At 69.6% G+C, this 12,621-nt stretch carries 13 protein-coding genes and 1 tRNA gene; 7 read left to right on the top strand and 7 right to left on the bottom strand.

Translation table 11 applies throughout. The features are described from left to right. Window positions 1-121 precede the first annotated feature (121 nt). A complete protein-coding gene (bcp, locus tag ACFV1J_RS18330; RefSeq protein WP_385859265.1) occupies window positions 122-589 on the top strand; it encodes a thioredoxin-dependent thiol peroxidase in 468 nt (155 codons plus the stop codon). A 3-nt stretch (window positions 590-592) separates the two neighbouring features. Here bcp and ACFV1J_RS18335 read toward each other — a convergent pair whose 3' ends face one another. Next, window positions 593-1,867 carry a sensor histidine kinase gene (locus ACFV1J_RS18335; protein ID WP_385859267.1) on the bottom strand — a complete coding sequence of 425 codons (1,275 nt, stop codon included), beginning with the start codon at window positions 1,865-1,867 and terminating at the stop codon, window positions 593-595. Continuing rightward, window positions 1,867-2,373: a hypothetical protein gene (locus ACFV1J_RS18340; RefSeq protein WP_385859269.1), complete on the bottom strand. Its 507-nt coding sequence runs from the start codon at window positions 2,371-2,373 to the stop codon at window positions 1,867-1,869. The genes ACFV1J_RS18335 and ACFV1J_RS18340 overlap by 1 nt, the downstream gene beginning before the upstream one ends. Before the next feature lie 335 nt (window positions 2,374-2,708). On the opposite strand from ACFV1J_RS18340, the gene ACFV1J_RS18345 reads away from it, so the two are divergent. The 4 genes from ACFV1J_RS18345 (at window position 2,709) to ACFV1J_RS18360 (ending at window position 5,773) form a co-directional block, all read left to right on the top strand. Beyond that, window positions 2,709-4,247, top strand: coding sequence for an MFS transporter (locus tag ACFV1J_RS18345; protein ID WP_385859271.1), 1,539 nt, complete (start codon window positions 2,709-2,711; stop codon window positions 4,245-4,247). Between the two features lie 109 nt (window positions 4,248-4,356). Continuing rightward, the gene (locus ACFV1J_RS18350; RefSeq protein WP_385859273.1) at window positions 4,357-5,019 is read left to right on the top strand and encodes an HNH endonuclease signature motif containing protein; all 663 of its coding nucleotides are present in this window, start codon (window positions 4,357-4,359) and stop codon (window positions 5,017-5,019) included. After that, window positions 5,016-5,690, top strand: coding sequence for an HNH endonuclease (locus tag ACFV1J_RS18355; protein ID WP_385859275.1), 675 nt, complete (start codon window positions 5,016-5,018; stop codon window positions 5,688-5,690). The genes ACFV1J_RS18350 and ACFV1J_RS18355 overlap by 4 nt, the downstream gene beginning before the upstream one ends. Then, a tRNA-Leu gene (locus ACFV1J_RS18360) sits at window positions 5,690-5,773 on the top strand. Before ACFV1J_RS18355 ends, ACFV1J_RS18360 begins: the two co-directional genes overlap by 1 nt. 62 nt (window positions 5,774-5,835) lie before the next feature. Here ACFV1J_RS18360 and rdgB read toward each other — a convergent pair. From rdgB to ACFV1J_RS18380, 4 genes are all read right to left on the bottom strand, one after another. Next, a complete protein-coding gene (gene rdgB / locus ACFV1J_RS18365) occupies window positions 5,836-6,471 on the bottom strand; it encodes an RdgB/HAM1 family non-canonical purine NTP pyrophosphatase (protein ID WP_385859277.1) in 636 nt (211 codons plus the stop codon). A gap of 184 nt (window positions 6,472-6,655) precedes the next feature. Then, on the bottom strand, window positions 6,656-7,063 hold the full coding sequence (locus ACFV1J_RS18370; protein WP_385859279.1) for a hypothetical protein: 408 nt from the start codon (window positions 7,061-7,063) through the stop codon (window positions 6,656-6,658). 270 nt (window positions 7,064-7,333) lie between these two features. Next, the gene (gene rph, locus ACFV1J_RS18375) at window positions 7,334-8,065 is read right to left on the bottom strand and encodes a ribonuclease PH (protein WP_385859281.1); all 732 of its coding nucleotides are present in this window, start codon (window positions 8,063-8,065) and stop codon (window positions 7,334-7,336) included. A 120-nt stretch (window positions 8,066-8,185) separates the two neighbouring features. Next, window positions 8,186-8,425 carry a glucose PTS transporter subunit EIIB gene (locus ACFV1J_RS18380; RefSeq protein WP_385859283.1) on the bottom strand — a complete coding sequence of 80 codons (240 nt, stop codon included), beginning with the start codon at window positions 8,423-8,425 and terminating at the stop codon, window positions 8,186-8,188. A 249-nt stretch (window positions 8,426-8,674) separates the two neighbouring features. On the opposite strand from ACFV1J_RS18380, the gene ACFV1J_RS18385 reads away from it, so the two are divergent. Both ACFV1J_RS18385 and ACFV1J_RS18390 read left to right on the top strand, forming a co-directional pair. After that, window positions 8,675-9,976, top strand: coding sequence for a PTS transporter subunit EIIC (locus tag ACFV1J_RS18385; protein ID WP_385859285.1), 1,302 nt, complete (start codon window positions 8,675-8,677; stop codon window positions 9,974-9,976). A gap of 269 nt (window positions 9,977-10,245) precedes the next feature. Continuing rightward, the gene (locus ACFV1J_RS18390; protein WP_385859286.1) at window positions 10,246-11,499 is read left to right on the top strand and encodes a PTS transporter subunit EIIC; all 1,254 of its coding nucleotides are present in this window, start codon (window positions 10,246-10,248) and stop codon (window positions 11,497-11,499) included. Window positions 11,500-11,605: 106 nt separating this feature from the next. Here ACFV1J_RS18390 and ACFV1J_RS18395 read toward each other — a convergent pair whose 3' ends face one another. Continuing rightward, on the bottom strand, window positions 11,606-12,358 hold the full coding sequence (locus tag ACFV1J_RS18395) for an MBL fold metallo-hydrolase (RefSeq protein ID WP_385859288.1): 753 nt from the start codon (window positions 12,356-12,358) through the stop codon (window positions 11,606-11,608). Window positions 12,359-12,621 lie beyond the last annotated feature (263 nt).

The following is a 12,621-nucleotide window of genomic DNA, read 5'->3' on the forward strand; positions in this document are numbered from 1 at the left end:
ACGCGCCCCACAGCACCCCCGTTTCGCGCGCCCGGAGCGCCCCACCGGCCCCGACCGTCGGTCCCGGTGGCTAATGTCGGAGGAGCACCGACCCCGCCGACACCGCCGTACGAGGAGAACCATGAGCGCGCGACTGCAGCCCGGCGACACCGCCCCCGCCTTCACCCTGCCCGACGCGGACGGCAAGCAGATCTCGCTCGCCGACCACAAGGGCCGCAAGGTCATCGTCTACTTCTACCCCGCCGCCCTCACCCCCGGCTGCACCAAGCAGGCCTGCGACTTCACCGACAACCTCGACTTCCTCACCGGCCACGGCTACGACGTCATCGGCATCTCCCCCGACAAGCCGGAGAAGCTCGCCAAGTTCCGCGACAAGGAAGACCTCAAGGTCACCCTCCTCGGCGACCCCGACAAGTCCGTCCTGGAGAGCTACGGCGCCTTCGGCGAGAAGAAGCTCTACGGCAAGACCGTCACCGGCGTCATCCGCTCCACCGTCATCGTCGACGAGGACGGCAAGGTCGAACGCGCCCTCTACAACGTCAAGGCCACCGGCCACGTCGCCAAGATCATCAAGGACCTCGGGCTGTAACGCTCACACCCCCGAAGCCGGCACCGCCAGCCCCACCGCCGCCCGGTCCGGCAGCTCCAGCACGGCCTCGGCGCCGCCCTCCGCGGCGGCGCCGAAGTCCAGCCGCGCCCCCAGCACCTCCGCCTGCCCCGCCGCGATCGTCAAGCCCAGACCATGCCCGGTCCCCCGCTCCGGCGCCGCCGTACGGAACCGCCGCGGCCCCTCCGCACACAACTCCGCCGGATAACCCGGCCCGTGATCCCGCACCACGATCCGCGACCCCGCCACCACCACCTCGATCGGCGGCTTCCCGTGCTTCGCCGCGTTCGCCAGCAGATTCACCAACACCCGCTCCACCCGCCGGCGATCCGTCTCCACGATCCGTGGCTCCCCCTCCACCGACACCGACACCTCATCCACCCCACGCTGCCGCGCCGCCCGCCGCACGATCCCCCGCACCAACGACGGCAGCTCACACGCATCAAGATCCGCCCGCTCCACCCCCGCGTCCAGCCGCGACACCTCCAGCAGATCCTCCACCAACCGCCGCATCGCCTGCGCCCGGTCCCGCACCAGCTCCACCGCCCGCGGCTGCGGCAACAACTCCGACGCCGCCACCAGACCCGCCACCGGCGTCCGCAACTCATGCGCCACATCCGCGGTGAACTCCCGCTCGGCCTCCACCCGCGCCGCCAGCGACATCGCCATGTGATGCACACTCCGGCCCAACTCGGCCACCTCGTCACGCCCGTTGCTCGCCAACGCATCCGCATCCGGCGGCTCCCCCGCCGCGATCCGCCGCGCCGCCGCCGCACTGAGCCGCAACCGCCGCGACAACCGCTGCGCCACGAACCACGACACCACCGCCATCAACACGACCGTGCCGCACCCCGCGATCAACAACGCCCGGTCCAACGCCACCTGCGCCGGATCGTCATCCGGATACGCCGCCGACACCGACAACGACCGCGCCGGCCGCCCCCCGCCACCGTCCCCGACCCCCGTCGCCGCCCACACCCGCGGATCCTCACCACCACTGACATACGTCCCCGAACGGTTCGTGAACACCGCCTCCCGCAACGGCCGCGGCAACGACGCATCGTCCAACTGCGCGCCCAGCACCAACTTGCTGTCCCGCTCATAGATCTGCAGCGCCGAACTCAGCCGGTCGTCCTGATACGCCCGCGCCGAACGCTCCCGCTCCGCATCCGCTATGTGGTGCACGGCGAACCCGAGCACCACCACCGCCAGCGCCGTCATACACGAAATGGCCAGGGCGATCCGGCCTCGAATGCCCATCACGCGAGGGTGTACATCTCCGTCGTGTCCCCGAGCGGCGTCGACCCCTCGTACGTCACCTCAAGACCCGTGAACGCCAACCCACCGTCCACCGGCTTCGGGTTGTACAGCCGGAACGTCGCCGGAAAACCCGAATCCGTCCCCACCCCGGCGGCAGTCTTCTCCACCTGCACCACACCCACCCCCAGGGCATCCCGCGCCCCGTACTTCTTCCACGTGATCGCGGTCGCCACCATCCCCGCGTCCGCACACGTCAACGTGATCACCTGCGGCTTCACCTCCGGCTCCCCCACACCGCAGTCCCGCACCCCCGGCAGTCCCCCCGACTGCTTGGCGTCCTCCTTGACGTCCTGCACCGCCGACGTCTTCGGCGCCGCATCCACCGCCGACGCCCGGTCCGACACCTGGCTGAACCACACCCCACCGGCCGCCAACGCCGTCACCACGACAAAGGCCACCAGCGCGGTACGCCCCCGCACCCAGCGGGACCCTTCGCGGTCGGTCATCACGATCTCCTCCCGGGGACCACACCCCGTACCCCCACCAGCAAACACGACTGCCACGCCCGGCGCCCCCACTCTCCCGCCCCCGCGACACAGGCTGATTGCCCGAATACTGCGGTGACCGCGCGGCTGTGTACCAGTCCTGTAACAAGCACCGTCACACCCCTGGCGAACCCCCGATCATCCGCCCCCGCCACCCCGGACGGCCCACCCTCACGTGACGTACGTCGCTTCGTACCGCAAGAGTGGTTTGATCCGCGCTCCACTGCGCAGGCGCACCTGTCGTATCCGTCGCACCCGCCGCGCCCCGCGCGCCGACCGACCGAGAGGACCGCCTCGTGCCGACCGGCAGCACAGCAGCCGAACGCGCTCCCGACCAGGACCGGGAAGCGCTCAAACGCCACCGGTGGCTCTTCCGTGCCGTCGCCCGGCGAAGAAACCCCCGGCTCCGGCGCACCGACATCACCGTCACCGACGAACGCGTCGTCAAGCGCGCGGTGAAGGCCGCCGCCCTCGGCAACGCCATGGAATGGTTCGACTTCGGGATCTACAGCTACCTCGCGGTCACCATCGGCAAGGTCTTCTTCCCCGGCGGCAGCGACACCACCAGCCTGCTGTCGTCCTTCGCCACCTTCGCCGTCGCCTTCCTCGTACGACCCCTCGGCGGCGCCTACTTCGGCCCGCTCGGCGACCGCATCGGCCGCAAGAAGGTCCTCGCCCTCACCATGATCATGATGGCCCTGGGCACCTTCTGCATCGGCCTCATCCCGTCCTACGACACCATCGGCTTCTGGTCCCCGGCCCTGCTCATCGCCTTCCGCCTCATCCAGGGCTTCTCCACCGGCGGCGAATACGGCGGCGCCTCGACCTTCATCGCCGAATACGCCCCCGACAAGAAGCGCGGCTTCTACGGCAGTTTCCTCGAACTCGGCACCCTCATCGGCTACACCGGCGCCGCCGGCATCGTCCTGCTCCTGACCACGCTGCTGGGCGACGACGCGATGAACTCCTGGGCCTGGCGCCTGCCCTTCCTCATCGCCGGCCCGCTCGGCCTGGTCGGCCTCTACCTGCGGGTCAAGCTCGACGAAACCCCCGCCTTCCAGAAATTCGAGGCCGCCCACACCCACCACGCCACCGGCTCCGTCGTCGAGGCCGAAGCGGAATTCTCCCACCTCTCCGAAAACGCCCCGAAGAAGAAACTGGGCGAGATCTTCGCCCAGCAGTGGCCCACCCTCATCCTCTGCATCGCCCTGGTCGGCGCGTACAACATCACCGACTACATGCTGCTCTCCTACATGCCGACCTACCTGACGGACACCCTCCACTACGAGGAGTCCCACGGCCTGCTGATCCTCCTCGGCACCATGGTCGCCCTGATGTGCGTCATCTCCTCGGTCGGCAAACTCAACGACCGCTACGGCCGCAAGCCCCTCCTGATGGCCGGCATGCTCGGCTTCTTCCTCCTGGCCGTCCCGGCCTTCCTGCTGGTCAAACAGGGCACGATCCTCACCGTCTGCCTCGGCATGGCCCTCCTCGGCCTCTCCCTGGTCTGCCTCCTGGGCACCATGTCCGCGGCCCTGCCCGCCCTGTTCCCCACCAGCGTCCGCTACGGCTCCCTCTCCATCGGCTACAACCTCGCCGTCTCCCTCTTCGGCGGCACCACCCCGCTCGTCATCACCGCCCTCATGGACGCCTTCGGCAAGAACGTGATGGTCCCCGCCTACTACACGATGGGCGCCGCCCTCGTCGGCGTCATCGCCGTCGCCTGCATGAAGGAAACCGCCCAACAACCCCTCGACGGCTCCCCACCCTCCGTAGCCACCAAGCAAGAAGCCGTCGAACTCATCACCGCCCAAACCCAGGAACCCCGCTTCTGACCGGAACCAGCGGACCCTCTTCCTGACCCTGCGTAACCGCCCCGGCGTTCGATCGTTGTTCTGTTCGAGCGAGCACCGGGGCGGTTCCGGTGCGGGAGGGGATGGCGTCATGCCGGTAAGTCCGTACACCAGGGAGCGACTGGAGGCCGCGGCATCGTCGTCGCGGACGCTGTCGGAGGCGTTGGGGAAGTTGGGGGTGGATCCGAAAGGGCCGAAGCGGAACTACCTCCGGGAGCGGATGAAGAAGCTGGGGGTGGACACGTCGCACTTCGAGCGGGAGGGGGTCAAATGGACCAGGGAGAGGCTTCAGGAAGCGGTGTCGGCGTCGACGAACGTGTGCGAGGTGCTGCGCCATCTCGGGCTTGAACTCGTCGGTGGCCACCACACGCACATCAGTCGCCGGATCAAGGCGTACGGGATCGACGTCTCGCATTTCACGCCGGTGGTCCGCACGGAGCGCATGAAGGACAACCGACGACGCCGATCTGCCGAAGAGATCCTCGTCGAGCACACATCAGGGCGCGCCACACGCGTGCCGAATGCCCGCCTCACAAGGGCGATGCGCGAGCTGGGCGTCGAAGAGCGCTGCGCATGGTGTGGCATTGAACCGATCTGGCTGGGGAATCCGCTGCCACTGGAGGTCGATCACATCGACGGTAACTGGCGCGACAACCGAATCGGAAACCTGCGGTTCCTCTGCCCCAACTGCCATTCCACGACGGACAGTTACCGGGGCCGCGGAAAGGGGCGCATCAAGGGCGTCGCCGCATGAGCAATGGCGTGCAGTACACCCGCGAGCGGCTCGCGAAGGCGGCCGAACAGTGCTCCGACATCGACGAGGTCATCGCCTTCCTCGGTACCCGGCCTTACGGCAACCTCCGTAGGTACCTCGCGCGGCGTTTCGCTCACTTCGGCATCGACGTCTCGCACTTTCGTCCCTGCGGCAGGCGAGCCCGGCCTACGCGCGGTGAGTTGCAGACCGCGGTCGCTGCGTCGTCCTCCATCGCAGAGGTGTTACGTCGCCTGGACCGGCCGAACAGCGGCGGACAACGTGCCCAACTGCACACGTGGATCGCCGAGGAAGGCCTCAGCACCTCGCACTTCCTGGGCCAGGCGCACCAGCGGGGGAAGCGCGCGGCGAACGCCAAACAGCCGGAAGACGTGCTGGTACGGCACAGCGGCCGGCACCGGACCGCAACCAAGCGCCTGCGTCGCGCGCTTCACGAAGTCGGCGTGCCGGACCGGTGCGCCAGGTGCGGCGTCGCACCCGAGTGGCTGGGCAGGCCCATGTCGTTGGAGGTCGACCACATCAACGGGGACTGGCACGACAACCGGCGGGAGAACCTGCGGTTGCTGTGCCCCAACTGCCACGCGGTCACGAGCACGTGGTGCAGGGGAGGCAGAAGGCGGCAGACGACTCCCGGTACGATGGCAGGCAGCTAGCGGCGGTGGCGCAACGGCGACGCAGCAGACTTAGGATCTGTGGCCCCTGATCGGGCTTGAGGGTTCGAATCCCTTCCGCCGCACATGAACGGCCTGCGAATCGAAGGCTACGATTCGCAGGCCGTTTCTGTGCGTGCGGACTGCCTCAGCCCAACAACTCCCGCACTACCGGAACCAGCGCCCGGAACGCCTTCCCCCGGTGGCTGATGGCGTTCTTCTCGTCGGGGGTGAGTTCGGCGCAGGTCCGGTCCTCGCCGAGGGGCTGGAGGATGGGGTCGTAGCCGAAGCCGCCGGTGCCGGCGGGGGCGTGGCGGAGGGTGCCTTCGAGCTTGCCCTCGACGACCCGTTCGGTGCCGTCCGGGAGGGCGAGGGCCGCGGCGCAGGCGAAGTGGGCGGCGCGGTGTTCGTCGGCGATGTCGGCGAGTTGGGCGAGCAGGAGGTCGAGGTTGGCCCGGTCGTCGCCGTGCTTGCCGGCCCAGCGGGCGGAGAAGATGCCCGGGGCGCCGCCGAGGACGTCGACGCAGAGGCCGGAGTCGTCGGCGACGGCCGGATGGCCGGTGGCCCGGGCCAGGGCGTGTGCCTTGAGGAGGGCGTTCTCGGCGAACGTGACGCCGGTTTCCTTGACGTCCGGGACGTCGGGATAGGCGTCGGCGCCGACGAGTTCGACGTCGAGGCCGGCCGCGTCGAGGATGGCGTGGAGCTCGCGGATCTTGCCGGCGTTGCGGGTGGCGAGGATCAGGCGGCGGGGGGTTGCGGGGCGTCCGCCGGTTTCTGGCTGCATGGGGGTGATTATCCCGGGCGCGGTTCCGGCGTCGTTCCGGGCGTGCTCCCCGGGTCGTTCCGGGCTGTCCTGGGCGTGCTCCCCAGGTTGGTGCGGGGTGTTCCGGGGTGGGACGCCGTCTCGTCCCCCGCCCGGTCGTCCCGGCCCGGTCGGTCCCCGGCCCGCCTCCGCGTCGGGGCTCCGGTCAGCCCGGGGTGCAGATCTTGGTCACCTGGCTCGTGCCGTCGACGATCGGCTGGATGTCGGGGGCCTTGTTGTTCTCGATGTCCTTGCGGGCGTTCTTGATGCCGGTGTTGGTCTTGTCGATGGCCTTGGAGAGTTCGGGGTCGTTGGCCTCGCTGCTGAGCTTGCGCAGGTTGCTGTCGATGTTGTCGAGGGCCTGCTGGGTCTTCTTCGGGTCGGTGAGGGCGTTGTCCGCGGCCTGCTGGAGTTTGTCGACGGCGTTGACGACGGAGGTCGCGGTCTTGGCGCAGTCCACGGCCTTCTGGACGGCTCCGCAGGAGGAGAGGAGCGGGACGGTGAGGGTGGCGGCGGCTAACGCGGCGAGGGCGAGGGGGGTGGGACGACGGCGGGAGGTGGTGCGGGGGGCCATGGGGCGCGTTTCCTTCCTCGACGGGGCATGAGCCGGGGCAGGCACCCCGGGTCATGTACAGGCAAAGAAGGAAACGCGGGGTGGGGGGTGTTTGGTTGCCCGGCGGCCCGGCGGCGGCGTGATCCGGCCGCCGGGCGGCGGAACGGCGGCGCGTTCCGGCCACCGGTCGCCCCGGGCGGCGGAGGTCCCGCCCTCGCAACGGGCGGGGGTCCCGCCCCTTCCCTGCCGGGCCCCCGCTCGCGGTACCCCTCGCGTCAGAGCGTCAGCGCGTCAGCGCGTGCCCGCCAGCGCCGTCCGCTGGATGGTGTCGAGGTCGGTGCAGCCGCTGACGGCCAGGTCGAGGAGGGCGTTGAGTTCGTCGCGGGCGAAGGGGGCGGCCTCGGCGGTGCCCTGGACCTCGACGAAGCGGCCGTCGCCGGTGCAGACGACGTTCATGTCGGTCTCGGCGCGGACGTCTTCCTCGTAGCAGAGGTCGAGGAGCGGGGTGCCGTCGACGATGCCGACGCTGACCGCGGAGACGGTGCCGGTGAGCGGCTTGCGGCCGTGCTTGACGAGCTTCTTGTGCTGGGCCCAGGCCACGGCGTCGGCGAGTGCCACGTACGCGCCGGTGATCGCCGCCGTGCGCGTTCCGCCGTCGGCCTGGAGGACGTCGCAGTCGAGGACGATGGTGTTCTCGCCGAGGGCCTTGTAGTCGATGACGGCGCGCAGCGAGCGGCCGATGAGGCGGCTGATTTCGTGGGTGCGGCCGCCGATCTTGCCGCGGACGGATTCGCGGTCGCCGCGGGTGTTGGTGGAGCGGGGCAGCATCGAGTATTCGGCGGTGACCCAGCCCTCGCCGGTGCCCTTGCGCCAGCGGGGTACGCCTTCGGTGACGGAGGCGGTACAGAAGACTTTGGTGTCGCCGAAGGCGATGAGGACGGAGCCTTCGGCGTGCTTGCTCCAGCCGCGTTCGATGGTGACGGGGCGGAGCTGTTCGGGGGTGCGGCCGTCGATGCGAGACATGGCGTAGACCCTATCGGGGAATGGTGAAGGCCCCGTTCCGGGCGGTGGGACGTCCGGGGGCGGGGCCTTGGGGAGGTGAGCGGGGCGCGGTCGGGGGGCCGGCCCGGCGGGCTCAGGTCCTCACATCATGTCTTCGATTTCGGCGGCGATGGGGTCGGCGTCGGTGCCGATGACGACCTGGATCGCGTTGCCCATCTTGACGACGCCGTGGGCGCCGGCGGCCTTGAGGGCGGCCTCGTCGACGAGGGAGGCGTCGGAGACCTCGGTGCGGAGGCGGGTGATGCAGCCTTCGACCTCTTCGATGTTGTCGAGTCCGCCGAGGCCGGCGACGATCTTCTCAGCCTTGCTGGCCATGTCCACTCCTGCTTGTCTCGGCCGCCGGCGGTTCCGCCGTGCGGTTTCACACCGTAACGCACGTTCAGCCCAACTATGTGGGCGTTTGTCCGCTGTCTGACGAAGGATGGCGATCACCGGGTGGGCGATCACCGGGACGGTGATCACGAGGCGGCGGGCGCGCGTAGGCGAACGCCGTCAAGTGGTCTACACCACCAGTATGCGGTACGCAGCGGGCCGGCCGTCGACGGGGCGGCTGCCGGGAGGACGGCGCGGATGAGTGCGGACGCAAGCGCGGCGGAGCCGAGGAGGAAGTGGGGGTCGGACCTCTTCCAGGGGCTGCAGAAGATGGGGCGGAGTCTGCAGCTGCCGATCGCGGTCCTGCCCGCGGCGGGGATCCTCAACCGGCTCGGGCAGCCGGACGTGTTCGGAGCGCAGGGGCTGGGCTGGGACGCGGTCTCCAAGGTCATGATGGGTGCGGGCAGCGCCCTCCTCGACGGCGCCCTCGGGCTCCCCCTGCTCTTCTGCGTGGGCGTGGCCATCGGCATGGCCAAGAAGTCCGACGGCTCGACCGCGCTTGCCGCCCTCGCCGGCTTCCTCGTCTACTACGGCGTGCTGCGGCAGTTCCCCAAGGACTGCGCCGGCGGCGCGAAGCCCGTGCCGGGGGTCGGCTGTGTGGCGCCGGACGCGACGGCCACGGCGTTCACGTACCAGAATCCCGGCGTGTTCGGCGGCATCGTCATCGGGCTGCTCGCCGCCTTCTTCTGGGCCCGGTACCACCGCACCAGACTCGTCGACTGGCTCGGCTTCTTCAACGGCCGCCGGCTGGTCCCGATCATCATGGCCTTCGTGGCGATCGCCTTCGCCGCGCTGTGCCTGTGGGTCTGGCCGCCCATCGGAGACGCCCTGGAGGGCTTCAGCCGATGGCTCAGCGGCCTCGGCGCCTGGGGAGCGGGCGTCTTCGGCGTCGCGAACAGAGCGCTGCTGGTGATCGGGCTGCACCAGTTCCTCAATGTGCCCATCTGGTTCCAGTTCGGCAGTTACACCAAGCCGGACGGCACGGTGGTGCACGGCGACATCAATATGTTCCTGGCGGGCGATCCGCACGCCGGTCAGTTCACCTCGGGCTTCTTCCCGATCATGATGTTCGCGCTCCCGGCGGCCGCCCTGGCGATCACGCACTGCGCCAAGCCGCACCGCCGTAAGGAGGTCGGCGGGCTGATGCTGTCCGTGGCGCTGACCTCGTTCGTGACCGGCATCACCGAGCCGATCGAGTACTCGTTCCTTTTCATCGCGCCGCTGCTGTACGCGGCCCATGCGCTGCTGACCGGTGCCTCGATGGCGGTGACCTGGGCGCTGGGGGTGCACGACGGCTTCAGCTTCTCGGCCGGCCTGATCGACTACGTCATCAACTGGGGGCTGGCGACGAAACCCTGGTTGATCATTCCGATCGGCCTGTGCTTCGCCGCCGTCTACTACCTCATCTTCCGTTTCGTGATCACGAGGTTCGACCTCCGGACGCCGGGGCGGGAGCCGGACGAGGTGGGGGACGCGATGGAGCGGGAGAACGTGAAGTAGGGGCGGGGTGCGGGGGCGGAGGGCGTCGGGAAGGCCGCGGAGAGCCTGCGGAAGGTGTCCGGAAGGGCCTCGGAAGGCCCCGGCGGGTCGTTGAGCAGGGCGTCTCCAGGGGCCGCCCCCCCTGTGGTCCACACCACTTGGAAGAATGGATTCCTTTATGCCCGGGCTACATGCTAAGAATGGTCTAAACCACCGGTGGTGTAGACCAAGGTGTAGACCAACCAGCGGGCCGTCCCCCCTCGTATGCCCGCTTCACCAGGAGGAATCCGATGAGTTCGGCCACCGCCGCGAAGGCGGCCCCCGCGAAGAAGCGGGGCTCCGGCCTGTTCCAGGGCCTGCAGAAGATCGGCCGCAGCCTCCAGCTGCCGATCGCCGTCCTGCCCGCCGCGGGCATCCTCAACCGCCTCGGCCAGCCGGACGTCTTCGGTGAGAAGGGCCTGGGCTGGATCGACGTCAGCAAGGTCTTCGCCGCGGCCGGTGGCGCGGTCTTCGACAACCTGCCGCTGCTGTTCTGCATAGGCGTGGCCATCGGCTTCGCGAAGAAGGCCGACGGCTCCACGGCGCTCGCCGCCCTGGTCGGCTTCCTGGTCTACAGCAACGTCCTCAAGGCGTTCCCGGTCACCGAGGGCCACATCGAGAAGGGCAAGTGGGTCGAGCCGGTCCTCAACAACCCCGGCGTCCTCGGCGGCATCGTCATGGGCCTGCTCGCCGCGACCCTCTGGCAGCGCTACCACCGCAAGAAGCTGGTGGAATGGCTGGGCTTCTTCAACGGCCGCCGGCTCGTCCCGATCATCATGGCGTTCGTCGGCACCGCCGTCGGCGTGCTGTTCCTCCTCATCTGGGAGCCGGTGGGCAGCGCCATCTCCAGCTTCGGCGAGTGGATGACCGGGCTCGGCGCGGCCGGCTCCGGCCTCTTCGGCCTGATCAACCGGGCGCTGCTGCCGATCGGCATGCACCAGTTCGTCAACACCGTCTCGTGGTTCCAGCTCGGTGACTTCACCGACGCCGCGGGCAAGGTCGCGCACGGCGACATCGGCCGCTTCTTCGCCGGTGACCCGTCCGCCGGCCAGTTCATGTCCGGCTTCTTCCCGATCATGATGTTCGGCCTGCCGGCCGCGGCGCTGGCCATCGCGCACGCCGCCCGTCCCGAGCGCCGCAAGGCCGTGCTGGGCATGATGATCTCGCTGGCGCTGACCTCGTTCGTCTGCGGCATCACCGAGCCGATCGAGTTCTCGTTCATGTTCATCGCCCCGGTGCTGTACGCCATCCACGCCGTGCTGACCGCCGTCTCGATGGCGCTGACCTGGGCGCTGGGCGTGCACGACGGCTTCACCTTCTCGGCGGGCTTCATCGACTACGCGCTGAACTGGAACCTCGCCACCAAGCCGTGGATGATCATTCCGATCGGTCTGGTCTTCGGAGTCGTCTACTACGTGCTGTTCCGGTTCGCGATCAGCAAGTTCAACCTGACCACCCCGGGCCGGGAGCCCGAGGAGGAGGTCGAGGACCTGACGAAGGCGTAGGCCGCCCGCGTCCACGGGCGCCGCGCCTCGGCACGACAACGGCCCCGGAACCAGCTGTGGTTCCGGGGCCGTTGTCGTTTCGGGGCGTCCGCTGGCGTCCGCCCGCTCAGATCTCGTAGACCGCGCCCGCCCGGGCGACCTCGACCGGCCCGTCGTAGACCTTCTGCGCGTCGCGGATGTTGATCTCGGGGTCGGTCCACGGCGGGATGTGGGTGAGCACCAGCCGGCCGACGCCCGCGCGCCGGGCGTGCTCGCCGGCCTCCCGGCCGTTGAGGTGCAGTTCCGGGATGTCTTCCTTGCCGTAGGTGAACGACGCCTCGCACAGGAAGAGGTCGCTGCCCGCCGCCAGGGAGTCCAGCGCCTCGCACGGCCCGGTGTCGCCGGAGTACGTCAGCGTCCGGCCGCCGTGCTCGATGCGGAAGCCGAACGCCTCCACCGGGTGGCTGACCCGCTCGGTGCGGATGGTGAACGGCCCGACGGTGAACGTGCCCGGTGTCAGCGTGCGGAAGTCGAAGACCTCGCTCATCGCGCCGTCGTGCGGCACGTCGGCGTGTGCGACCGTGATCCGCTGCTCGGTGCCGGCCGGCCCGTAGACCGGCATCGGGTCGCACCGGCCGCCGTCCGGGCGGTAGTAGCGCACCACGAAGTAGCCGCACAGGTCGATGCAGTGATCGGCGTGCAGGTGCGACAGGAGCACTGCGTCCAGGTCGTACAGGCCGGAGTGGCGCTGCAGCTCGCCCAGGGCGCCGTTACCCATGTCGAGGAGCAGCCTGAAGCCGTCGGCCTCCAGGAGGTAGCTCGAGCAGGCCGATTCCGTGGAAGGGAACGACCCCGAGCAACCGACGACAGTGAGCTTCATACGGGGGTGAACCTCCGTGGGCGGGGGCGGCGGCCGGCGGTCCGTACGGGTACTCCCGGCGGGGCCTTGCCGGGTGCTGCCGGGTCTCTGGCGTTCTGTGCGGTGCCCACGAGCGTAAGGCGCAAAAGGTCCGGTGGCTCCTCCGGCGGGGCGAGCTGTGGTTGGAATCACCAGTCCGGGCTGACGGCCCGCACGGCCGTACGACGCCCGCCGCAAGCGGCCCCCGCCCGGCCTGCGACGCCCGCTGCCGGGCCGCCCCGGCC

The organism is Streptomyces sp. NPDC059649 (assembly GCF_042734445.1).
Taxonomy (GTDB): Bacteria; Actinomycetota; Actinomycetes; order Streptomycetales; family Streptomycetaceae; genus Streptomyces.

Bases quoted from the DNA above. Each gene is read 5' to 3' on its own strand.
- bcp (WP_385859265.1), top strand. From the start codon at position 122: ATGAGCGCGCGACTGCAGCCCGGCGACACCGCCCCCGCCTTCACCCTG.
- ACFV1J_RS18335 (WP_385859267.1), bottom strand. From the start codon at position 1,867: ATGGGCATTCGAGGCCGGATCGCCCTGGCCATTTCGTGTATGACGGCG.
- ACFV1J_RS18340 (WP_385859269.1), bottom strand. From the start codon at position 2,373: ATGACCGACCGCGAAGGGTCCCGCTGGGTGCGGGGGCGTACCGCGCTG.
- ACFV1J_RS18350 (WP_385859273.1), top strand. From the start codon at position 4,357: ATGCCGGTAAGTCCGTACACCAGGGAGCGACTGGAGGCCGCGGCATCG.
- ACFV1J_RS18355 (WP_385859275.1), top strand. From the start codon at position 5,016: ATGAGCAATGGCGTGCAGTACACCCGCGAGCGGCTCGCGAAGGCGGCC.
- rdgB (WP_385859277.1), bottom strand. From the start codon at position 6,471: ATGCAGCCAGAAACCGGCGGACGCCCCGCAACCCCCCGCCGCCTGATC.
- ACFV1J_RS18370 (WP_385859279.1), bottom strand. From the start codon at position 7,063: ATGGCCCCCCGCACCACCTCCCGCCGTCGTCCCACCCCCCTCGCCCTC.
- rph (WP_385859281.1), bottom strand. From the start codon at position 8,065: ATGTCTCGCATCGACGGCCGCACCCCCGAACAGCTCCGCCCCGTCACC.
- ACFV1J_RS18385 (WP_385859285.1), top strand. From the start codon at position 8,675: ATGAGTGCGGACGCAAGCGCGGCGGAGCCGAGGAGGAAGTGGGGGTCG.
- ACFV1J_RS18390 (WP_385859286.1), top strand. From the start codon at position 10,246: ATGAGTTCGGCCACCGCCGCGAAGGCGGCCCCCGCGAAGAAGCGGGGC.
- ACFV1J_RS18395 (WP_385859288.1), bottom strand. From the start codon at position 12,358: ATGAAGCTCACTGTCGTCGGTTGCTCGGGGTCGTTCCCTTCCACGGAA.